3 protein-coding genes are annotated in these 11,682 nt (G+C 69.8%); all 3 read left to right on the top strand.

From position 1 onward, the window contains the following. Positions 1-414: 414 nt before the first annotated feature. On the top strand, positions 415-1,455 hold the full coding sequence (locus tag G3N98_RS26400; protein WP_089475322.1) for a rod shape-determining protein: 1,041 nt from the start codon (positions 415-417) through the stop codon (positions 1,453-1,455). Positions 1,456-1,682: 227 nt separating this feature from the next. After that, positions 1,683-2,342 carry a YdcF family protein gene (locus G3N98_RS26395; protein WP_206149639.1) on the top strand — a complete coding sequence of 220 codons (660 nt, stop codon included), beginning with the start codon at positions 1,683-1,685 and terminating at the stop codon, positions 2,340-2,342. Between the two features lie 596 nt (positions 2,343-2,938). Beyond that, positions 2,939-11,545, top strand: a complete 8,607-nt coding sequence (locus G3N98_RS26390; RefSeq protein WP_206149638.1) for an autotransporter-associated beta strand repeat-containing protein — start codon at positions 2,939-2,941, stop codon at positions 11,543-11,545. Positions 11,546-11,682: the final 137 nt, after the last annotated feature.

Raw genomic sequence — 11,682 nt, 5'->3', positions numbered from 1 at the left:
CCGGCGCGCTGGCGGCAGCGACCGGGGCGGCGGCGGAGTCGGCGGCCGGCAGCGGTTGCGCGGCGACCGTGCAGCACCAGAAGGCGACGAGCGTCGTGCAAAGCGGGCGCACCCGCGCCCAGCGGAAGGAAACGGTCGCTGTCATGGAGGAAATACCTGGCGTGATCGGGCGTCTGAGGCCTGCCGGGAGCAGGCAAGACCGAGAGATTACCGTGTTTTACAGGCGCAATGCGAGAGGCTGTTGCGTAGCCGGAGGTGTCCTGGTCGGCACTTTTGACAATTGTTTCGCGAAAAAATCATCGGAATTGCCTAAAGTATCGGAACGATTTGCCGCTAAGTTCGTGATGGGGCGGCATGGACGCGCCGCGAAACGCAGCGCGGCTGCCCTGGTCCGTTCGATTACAAAGGTTTGATATGTCGACACCGCTGTTCGGAAAGTTGTTTGCGCAACCCGTTGCGATCGACCCTGGAACGGCGAGTACGCGGATTTATACGCACGAACGCGGCGTGGTGCTGAACCAGCCGTCGGTCGTCTGCTTCCGCAAGGCCGGTACTGGTGCGACCGACGCCCGGCCGACGCTCGAGGCCGTCGGCGAGCTCGCGAAGGCGCTGCTCGGCCGTGAACCGGGGCATCTCGAAGCCGTGCGGCCGATGCGGCACGGCGTGATCGCCGACGCGCACGCGGCCGAGCAGATGATCCGCAGCTTCATCGACATGTCGCGCACGCGTTCGCGCTTCGGCCGTCGCGTCGAAGTCACGTTGTGCGTGCCGTCCGACGCGACGGCCGTCGAGCGCCGCGCGCTCCGCGAGGCCGCGTTCGCCGCGGGTGTATCGGAGGTCGAACTGATCGAGGAATCGCTCGCGGCCGGGCTCGGCGCGGGCCTGCCGGTGACCGAGCCGGTCGGCTCGATGGTCGTCGATATCGGTGGCGGGACGACCGAAGTCGCGGTGATCGCGCTCGGCGGCATCGTCTACCGCGAGGCGATTCGCGTGGGCGGCAACCAGTTCGACGCGGCGATCGTCAACCATGTGCGCAACCTGTATGGCGTGCTGCTCGGCGAACAGACGGCCGAACACGTGAAGCAGACGATCGGCTCGGCCACCAGCGCGGTGCCGCGCCGGTCGACGCGCGCGGTCGGGCGGGGTGTCGGCGACGGGCTGCCGCGCTCGATCGAACTGTCCAACCACGACGTGGCGGACGCGCTGGCCGCGCCGCTCAAGCAGGTGATCGGTGCAGTGAAGTCGGTGCTGGAGAACGCGCCGGCCGAGCTCGTGACCGACATCGCGAATCGCGGCGTGGTGCTGACGGGCGGCGGCGCGCTGCTCGCGGATTTCGAACGCCTGCTGTACGACGAGACGGGGCTCGTCGCCCGGATCGCCGACGAGCCGGCCACCTGCGCGGTGCGCGGCGCGGGCGAGGCGATGGGGCGGCTCACGATGTGCCAGGTCGACTGATCCGGGTCGTGCCGGCCGGGCGTCGCCGAGCGGCGCGCGCATGTGCATCCATTCGATCTCCGTATTGGGTACCCGCTTCGCCGGGTAGGTGTCTCCGGTCGACTTTCAGGAAGGCCGTCCGGCATCGGTCCGTTGCGTGGACACCCGAACGCGCACCGTGCTAGCGTGACGCGCCCGTCCGGGGCAGGGCAAGCCGCTACGCCCGACGACCTGAGAGACCGAAAACCTTGAAAAACCACACCAAACGGGGCGTGTTTGCCCGCCTGGGCCGCCTGCTGGCCGTCGTCGCGTGCCTCTGGATCGTCGCGGCCGTTGCGCTCGTCGCGTCCGGGATGCGGATGCCGAGCAAGCCGGCCGACGTCGCCGTGATCTTCGGCAACGCGCTCGACGAGGCCGGCGCGCCGAAGCCCGTGCTCGCCGCCCGGCTCGACGTGGGCGTGCGCTGCTACCGCACGGGGCAGTGCCCGGCGTTCCTCGTCAGCGGCGCGATCGACGGCCCCGGGCTGAACGAGGCGACCGCGATGCGCGACTATCTCGTGGCGCGCGGCGTGCCGGCCGACCGGATCGCGGTCGACGACCAGGGCGACAACACGCTCGCGACCGCGCAGCACACGCTCGCCTATCTGCAGGCGCATCGCGTGTCGCGCGTGGTGATCGTCAGCCAGTATTACCACCTCGCGCGGGCGCGCCTCGCGTTCGAGCGCGTCGGCATCGCGCGGGCGGACATCTCCGCCGCGTATCCGCGCCGCTTCCAGTTGCGCGACGTCTATTCGAGCTGGCGGGAAGTGCCGGCCTACGCTGTGTATGCGGCGCGGCTGTGGGTGAACCCCGATGCGCGACCGGTTTCGTTCCGGCCGATGCTTTATCTGATGAGCCTGTTTTCGTAACGGGGGATGGCGTTCGGCCGATACGCGACGGAGATCCAAAGGATCGGCTAAATGTCGGATTTGCCTTCCTTTTGTCTGATGAATAACGGCGTGAGGGAGATTATCTCGTGTCGATATTTTCCGGGCGTGTGGATATTGCGTTGCAATAAATCATCGTGATAATCGCACCGATATCGGTATTTTCACCGATGCGGTTGATTCCCGTATTTTTTGATAAATATCAAATTAGCGGGCAAGCGGCATACGAAATTGCCTGTCTGAAGCGCCCCGATAAGTAAAAAATACGCGCTCGCTGCACCCCTGATATGCAAGGGTAAAGATCGACTGGAAAAGCCTGTTTTTTTGAACTAGCCTTGTCTGACAAAAGCAGGGCGGTAATCAAATCAACCAGAAAATCGCTGCAGAAAAAACAGGGGCCACCGACATGTCGTTCGACTAGTTTCACGCCTGCCTGCCAGGGCCAATTAAAGATTCGTCCATGAATTAGCCGACGTCGCATCGCGACAGCCGGGGGGTACGCTTTTGTCCGCGATTTTCTGCGGCCGGCTGTTCGATTTCACGGTAATGCCAATTCCAATAACATGACGAGGGAAAGCATGAATCTTGCGCGTTCGAAAAAATCCGGCGAACCGTTTCCGAAATTGCTGTTGCCGACGGGCGTTTTCCTGGCGCTGTCCGGCGCCGGTATCGTGCCCGCCTATGCGACCTGTAGCACGGCGGGCACGACGGTGACCTGCTCCGGGGTCGCCAACCCGCTGGCGCCGAGCTATTCGAACAGCGCGAACAATATCCACGCGACCGTCAACCCCGGAGCGAGCGTTGGCGTGCTGCTCGGCGTCGGTGGCACCGCGATGTCGCTGACGGGCAACAATACCCAGCTGACCAACAACGGCACGATCGACCCGTCGGCGCTCGGCACCGGCCTCGGCGTGCTGTCGAGCGGCGCGGTGATCGGCAACGCGGCGGCGAGTGCCGGCACCACCGTCGTCAACAACGGCACGATGAACGGCTCGACCGGCGTGGCGATCAGCGGCGTGACGGGCATGGCGCTGTCGGTCCAGAACGGCACGGGCGGCACGTCGACGATCAACAACACCGGCACGATCGGCTCGAACCCGCTGGTCGGCGCGACCCTCACCGGCGCGGATGCGCCCGTGGTCGCCGCGTACGGCGGCGCCACGGTCAACATGACGAACAGCGGGACGATCACCGGCCGCGTGTCGCTCGGTTCGAACGGCACGCCCGGGGCGGGCAATACGTTCGTCAACTCGGGCACGATCAACGGCAGCGTGTCGATGGGCGCGAACAGTACGAACGCGTTCACCGCCGTGACGGGCTCGTCGGTCAACACGGCGGGCGGCACCGGGGGCGCGCTCAACATCACGGTCGGCCCGATCACGCTCGGGGTCGCGGCGACGGGCACCGTCGACGGCGGCGCGGGCGGCGACAACACGCTCAAGCTGCAGCAGGGGGCCGGCGCGAACGGCACGATCGCGGCCAACAACTACATCAACTTCAATCACCTGAACGTCCAGAGCGGCAACTGGACGATCAACGGCGCGTCGACCGCGCAGGACGCGACGCTCGCGGGCGGCGTGGCGATCATCAACAACAACGCGTCGCTCGGCACGGGCACCATCACGGCCACCGGCGGCGCGCTGCAGGCGGGCACGGCCGGGCTCAACGTCTCCAACAACGTGACGCTCAACGCGGGCGGGCTGACGGTGCAGGGCGCGACCGGGCTCACGCTGTCCGGCACGGTATCGGGCGGCGGCGCGCTGACGAAGAACGACAGCGGCACGCTGACGCTGTCCGGCGCGAACATCTACACGGGCGGCACGAACCTGAACGCAGGCGGCCTCGTGGTCGGCAACAACGGGGCGCTCGGCACCGGTGCGCTGAACGTCAACGGCTCGGCCACGCTCGACTCGAGCACGAACGCGACGCTCAACAACACCGTCAATCTCGCCACGGGCACGACGCTGACGGTCGGCGGCAGCAACAATCTCGGGCTGGCCGGCTCCATCAACGGCAACGGCGGCCTCGTGAAGAACGGTGCGGCGACGCTGACGCTGACGGGCACGAACACCTACACCGGCGACACGACGATCAACAGCGGCACGCTCGCGCTGGGTGCGGGCGGCAGCCTCGCGGCATCCGGCACGGTGAACCTGAGCAGCGCGGGCGCGACGTTCGACCTGAGCAACGCGTCGGGCACGCAGACGGTCGGCGCGCTGGCGGGCGCGGCCGGCTCGAACGTGAACCTCGGCGGCAATTCGCTGACGTTGAACGGCAGCGGCAATACGACGTACGCGGGCACGATCGGCGGCACGGGCGGCGTGACGCTCTCGGGCACGGGCACACAGACGTTGACCGGCGCCAACGTGTACACGGGCGGGACGAACCTGAACGGCGGCAACCTCTCCGTCGGCAGCAATACGGCGCTCGGCCTCGGCGCGGTGAACGTGAACGGCTCGTCGACGCTCGACGCGACCGCCAACGTGTCGCTCGCGAACGGTGTCAACATCGCCGCCGGCACGACACTGACGCTTGCCGGCAGCACCAATCTGGGCCTGGGCGGCACGGTTTCGGGCGGCGGCGGTCTCGTGAAGAACGGCGCGGCGACGGTGACGCTGTCCGGCGCGAACAACTACGCCGGCGGCACGACCCTGAACGCCGGCGGCCTGGTGCTCGGCAACAATGCGGCGCTCGGCACGGGCGCGCTGACCGTCGGCGGCGCGGCGACGCTCGATACGAGCACGAACCTGTCGGTCAACAACGCCGTCAACCTCAACACCGGTTCGACGCTGACACTGGGCGGCAGCAATGCCCTCACGCTGAACGGCGGCATCGCCGGCGCGGGCGGTCTCGTGAAGGACGGCGCGGCGACCACGACGTTGACGGCCGCGAACACCTACACGGGCGGCACGACGATCAACGCGGGCACGCTGGCGGTGGGCGCGGGCGGCAGCCTCGCGGCGACGGGCGCGGTGAACCTGGCCGGCGCGGGTGCGACGCTCGACGTGAGCGCCGCGACCGGCGCGCAGTCGATCGGTGCGCTGTCCGGTGTCGCCGGGACGAACGTCGCGCTGGGCGGGAACGCGCTGACGCTGGGCGGAACCGCCAGCGGCACCTTCAGCGGCGCGATCGGCGGCACCGGCAGCCTGACGCTGGCCGGCACCGGCACGCAGACGCTGAATGGCGCGAGCACCTACTCGGGCGGCACGAACCTGAGCGGCGGCAGCAGCGTGGTGCTCGGCAACAACGGCGCGCTCGGTACCGGCACGGTGAACGTCGCGGGCGCGGCAACGCTCGACACCAACACGAGCGTGTCGGTCGCCAACGCGGTCAGCCTTGGCAACGGTTCGACGCTGACGCTGGGCGGCAGCAATGCGCTCGCGTTGAGCGGCGGCATTTCCGGCGCGGGCGGTCTCGTGAAGAATGGCCCGGCGACCACGACGCTGACGGGCGCGAACACCTACACGGGCGGCACGACGATCAACGCGGGCACGCTGGCGGTGGGCGCCGGCGGCAGCCTGGCGGCGACGGGCGCGGTGAACCTGGCAGGCGCGGGCGCGGCGCTCGACCTGGGCGCGGCGACCAGCGCCCAGACGATCGGTGCGCTGTCGGGTGTCGCGGGGACGGTCGTCAACATGGGCGGCAACGGGCTGACGCTGGGCGGGACCGCCAGCGGCACCTTCAGCGGCGTGATCGGCGGCACCGGCAGCCTGACGCTGGCCGGCACCGGCACGCAGACCCTGACGGGCGCGAACGTCTATACGGGCGGCACGAACCTGAACAGCGGCGGCCTGGTGCTCGGCAACAACGGGGCGCTCGGCGGCGGCGCGCTGAACGTCGGCGGCGCGGCGACGCTCGACACGAGCGCGAGCCTGTCGGTCAACAATGCGGTCAATCTCGGCACCGGCGCGACGCTGACGCTCGGCGGCAGCAACGCGCTCACGTTGAACGGCGGCATCACCGGCGCGGGTGCCCTCGTGAAGAACGGCGCGGCGACGACGACGCTGACGAGCGCGGCCAACTACACGGGCGGCACGACGATCAACGCGGGCACGCTGGCGCTCGGTGCCGGCGGCAGCCTGGCGGCGACGGGCGCGGTGAACGTGGCGGGCGTGGGCGCGACACTCGACCTGAGCGGCGCGACGGGCGCACAGACGATCGGCGCACTGAGCGGCGTCGCCGGCTCGGCCGTGAGCCTCGGCGCGAACGGCCTGACGCTGAGCGGGACCGCCAGCGGCAATTTCGGCGGCACGATCGGCGGCACCGGCGGCCTCACCGTGGCCGGCACGGGCACGCAAACGCTGTCCGGCACGAACACGTACACGGGCGGCACGACGATCAACGGCGGCAGCACGCTGGCGCTCGGCGCGGGCGGCAGTCTCGCGTCGACGGGTACGGTGAACCTCGCCGGCACGGGTGCGACGTTCAACCTGAGCGGCGCATCAGGCCCGCAGGCGATCGGCGCGCTGACCGGGGTGGCCGGCACTAACGTGAACCTCGGTGCGAATGCGTTGACGTTGAACGGCAGCACCAATGGCACGTTCGGCGGCGTGATCGGCGGCGCCGGTAGTGTGACGTTCGCGGGTACCGGCACGCAGACGCTGACGGGTGCGAATACGTACACGGGTGGCACGACGGTCAACGGTGGCAGCACGCTGGCGCTGGGTGCGGGCGGCAGCCTTGCATCGGGCGGCGCAGTGAATCTCGCCGGCGCGGGCGCGACGTTCAACCTGAGCGGCGCATCGGGACCGCAGACGATCGGCGCGTTGAATGGCGCGGCCAGTACGAACGTGGATCTGGGCGCGAACGGGCTCACGCTGAGCGGCACCGCCAGCGGCACGTTCGGCGGCGTGATCGGCGGCACCGGCAGCGTGACGTTCGCGGGCACCGGCACGCAGACGCTGACGGGTGCGAACACCTACACGGGCGGCACGACCATCAACGGCGGCAGCACGCTGGCGTTGAGTGCGGGCGGCAGCCTCGCATCGGGCAGTGCGGTGAATCTCGCCGGCACGGGTGCGACGTTCAACCTGAGCGGCGCATCGGGACCGCAGACGCTCGGCACGCTGAGCGGTATCGACGGCACGAGCGTGAACCTGGGCGCGAATGCGCTGACGTTGAACGGCAGCACCAACGGCACGTTCGGCGGCGTGATCGGCGGCACGGGTGGCGTAACGTTCGCGGGTACCGGCACGCAGACGCTGACAGGTGCGAACACCTATACGGGCGGCACGACCATCAACGGCGGCAGCACGCTGGCGCTGGGGGCGGGCGGCAGCCTCGCGTCGGGCGGCGCAGTGAATCTCGCCGGTGCGGGCGCGACGTTCAACCTGAGCGGCGCATCGGGCACGCAGACGATCGGTGCGTTGAATGGCGCGGCCAGCACGAACGTGAACCTCGGCGCGAACGGGCTGACGTTGAGCGGCACCGCCAGCGGCACGTTCGGTGGTGCGATCGGCGGCACCGGGGGCGTGACGTTCGCGGGCACCGGCACGCAGACGCTGACGGGCGCGAATACCTACACGGGCGGCACGACGATCGACGCCGGCAGCACGCTGGCGCTGGGCGCGGGCGGCAGCCTCGCGACGGGTAGCGCCGTGAACCTGGCCGGCACGGGCGCGACGTTCAACCTGAGCGGCGCATCGGGCCCGCAGATACTCGGCACGCTGAGCGGCATCGGCGGCACGAGCGTGAACCTGGGCGCAAATGCGCTGACGTTGAACGGCAGCACCAACGGCACGTTCGGCGGCGTGATCGGCGGCACCGGCAGCGTGACGTTCGCGGGTACCGGTACGCAGACGCTGACGGGGGCGAACACGTATACGGGCGGCACGACGATCAACGGCGGCAGCACGCTGGCGCTCGGCGCGGGCGGCAGTCTCGCGTCGGGCAGCGCGGTGAATCTCGCCGGCACGGGCGCGACGTTCAACCTGAGCGGCGCATCGGGCGCGCAGACGCTCGGCACGCTGTCCGGCGGCGCAGGCACGAACGTGAACCTCGGCGCGAATGGACTCACGCTGAACGGCAGCGGCAACAACACGTTCGGCGGCGCGATCGGCGGCACCGGCGGCGTGACGTTCGCGGGCGCCGGCACGCAGACGCTGACGGGCGCGAATACCTACACGGGCGGTACAACGATCAACGGCGGCAGCACGCTGGCATTGAGTGCGGGCGGCAGCCTCGCGTCGGGCAGCACGGTGAATCTGGCCGGCACGGGGGCGACGTTCGACGTGAGCGGCGCGACGGGTGCGCAGACACTCGGTGCGTTGAACGGCGCGGGCGGCACGAACGTGAACCTCGGCGGCAACGCACTGACGTTGAACGGAAGCGGCGGGACGTTCGGCGGCGCGATCGGCGGCACCGGTAGCGTGACGTTCGCGGGCGCCGGCACACAGACGCTGACGGGCGCGAACACCTACACGGGCGGCACGACGATCAACGGTGGCAGCACGCTGGCGCTCGGCGCGGGCGGCAGCCTCGCGTCGGGTAGCGCAGTGAATCTGGCCGGCACGGGCGCAACGCTCAACCTGAGCGGCGCATCGGGCGCGCAGACGCTCGGCACGCTGTCCGGCGGCACCGGCACGAACGTGAACCTCGGCGCGAATGGGCTCACGCTGAACGGCAGCGGCAACAACACGTTCGGCGGCGCGATCGGCGGCACCGGCGGCGTGACGTTCGCGGGCGCCGGCACGCAAACGCTGACGGGTGCGAACACCTACACGGGCGGCACGACCATCAACGGCGGCAGCACGTTGGCACTCGGCGCGGGCGGCAGCCTCGCGTCGGGCAGCACGGTGAATCTGGCCGGCACGGGGGCGACGTTCAACGTGAGCGGCGCGACGGGCGCACAGACGATTGGTGCGCTGAACGGCGGCGCCGGCACGAACGTGACCCTCGGCACGAATGCGCTCACGCTGAACGGCAGCGGCAACGGCACGTTCGGTGGCGCGATCGGCGGCGCGGGCGGCGTGACGTTCGCCGGCACCGGCACGCAGACGCTGACGGGCGCGAACACCTACACGGGCGGCACGACCATCAACGGCGGCAGCACGCTGGCGCTCGGCGCGGGCGGCAGCCTCGCGTCGACGGGCGCGGTGAACCTCGCGGGCGCAGGGGCGACGTTCGACGCGAGCGGCGCGACAGGCGCGCAGACGATCGGCACGTTGAACGGCGCGGCCGGCGCGACCGTCAATCTCGGCGCCAATGCGCTGACGTTGAACGGCAGCGGCAACGGCACGTTCGGCGGGACGATCGGCGGCACGGGCGGCGTGACGATCGCCGGCACCGGCGTCCAGACGCTGACGGGCGCGAACACGTACACGGGCGGCACCACCATCACGGCCGGCGGCGCGCTGCAACTCGGCAACGGCGGCACGTCGGGCAGCATCGCCGGCAATGTCGTCGACAACGGCGCGCTGATCGTGAATCAATCCGGCAACGTGACGATCGCAAGCGTGCTGTCCGGTGCGGGTTCGCTCACGCAGGCCGGCAGCGGGCAACTGACGCTGACGGGCACCAGCACGCTGAGCGGCCCGACCACGGTCAGCGCGGGCACGCTCGCCGTGAACGGTTCGCTCGGCCAGTCGACCGTGACCGTGCAGAACGGTGCGACGGTCACGGGCACCGGTACGATCGGCGGCCTGGTGGTGCAGGGCGGCGCGACGGCGGCCGCGTCGCAGCCGGGCGCGGCGCTGAACGTGGGCGGCAACGTCACGTTCCAGCCGGGCTCGACGTTCCAGGTCGCGGCCTCGCCGCAGCAAAGCGGCAGTCTCGCCGCAAGCGGCACGGCGACGCTGAACGGCGGCACCGTGCAGGTGCTCGCGAACCAGAGCGGCTACCAGCCGAGCACGACCTATACGATCCTCTCCGCAGGGTCGGGCGTGCAAGGCACGTTCAGCCAGGTGAATGCGAACTACGCGTTCCTCGCGCCGACGCTCAGCTACGATCCGGATCACGTGTACCTGCGGCTGGTCTCGAACGGTACCGCGTTTCCCGATGTCGCGACGACGCCGAACCAGCGCTCGGTCGCGGGCGCGCTCGGCGGGCTCGGCGCCGGCAACCCGCTGTACGACGCCGTGGTGACGACCGATGCGACGACCGCACGCCGCGCCTACGGGATGCTCGATGGCGAACTGCAGGCGAGCCTGAAGAGCATGCTGCTGCTCGACAGCCGCTATGTGCGCGACGCGGTGACCGATCGTGTCCGCCAGGGCCTCGCGCCCGGATCGGGCCCGCTCGCGGCGCTGTCGTCGGGGGGCGCGGCCTTGTGCGGCGACAACACGGCCGGCGCGGTCGACCCGACGCTGCCGCCGGAACGCCGGATCGGCTCGCGTGACGGCTGCTACGGCGGCACGCCTTACCAGCCGGTCGTCTGGGGGCAGGCGTTCGGCGGCCGCAGCCGGCTCACCGGCGACGGCAACGCGTCGACGATCAACCGCAGCATGACGGGCTTCATCGCCGGTGCCGATATGGCGCTCAACGACAAGTGGCGGGCGGGCCTGGCCGCGGGCGTCACGCACAGCTCGCTCGACAACGACCAGAGTTCGTCGGCGTCGGTGAACAGCTACTACCTGTCGCTGTACGGCGGCGCGCAGTACGGCGCGCTCGGCGTGCGCGGCGGCGCGTCGTACACGTGGTACCGGATCAACAGCGACCGTTCGCCGGGCTTCGCGGGCTTCTCCGATCACGATTCGGCCGGCTACGACGCGAATTCGGCGCAGGTGTTCGGCGAAGTCGGCTACGCGCTGCCGGTCGGGCCCGTGGCGATCGAACCGTTCGCGGGCCTCGCGTATGTGAACCTGCACACCGACGGCTATACGGAAACCGGTGGCGCGGCCGCGCTGCGCGCCGGCGGCGAGACGACGCATGTCGGCTTCTCGACCCTCGGCGTGCGCGCGGCGTCGCAGCTCGGCTCGATCGCGAGCGGCACGTTCACCGCACGCGGGACGGTCGGCTGGCGGCATGCGTTCGGCAACGTGACGCCGTCGTCGGCGTTCACGTTCGCGAACGGCGGCACGTCGTTCCAGGTATCGGGCGTGCCGATTGCTCGCGACAGCGCCGTGCTCGAGGCCGGCATCGACGCGAACATCACGAAGCGCCTGACACTCGGCCTCACGTACAGCGGCCAGTACGGCAGCGGCGTGCGCGACAACGCGATACTCGGCAACATCCTGTGGAAGTTCTGAGCGGTTACTGATGTGCCTGAACGCGACGCCATGCGGCGACGGCAACGTCGCACGGTGTCGCGGCTTTTTCCTCGCTGCGCACGTTCCCCGTTCTGTCCTATCCTGTGCGAAACACGCGACGCGCCGCGCGTTGCGAC

Origin of the sequence: Burkholderia sp. Tr-20390 (assembly GCF_017104595.1) — a bacterium.
Taxonomy (GTDB): Bacteria; Pseudomonadota; Gammaproteobacteria; order Burkholderiales; family Burkholderiaceae; genus Burkholderia.
The sequence above is the reverse complement of the archived record's forward strand: the minus strand, read 5'-3'. Positions and strand labels throughout refer to the sequence as shown.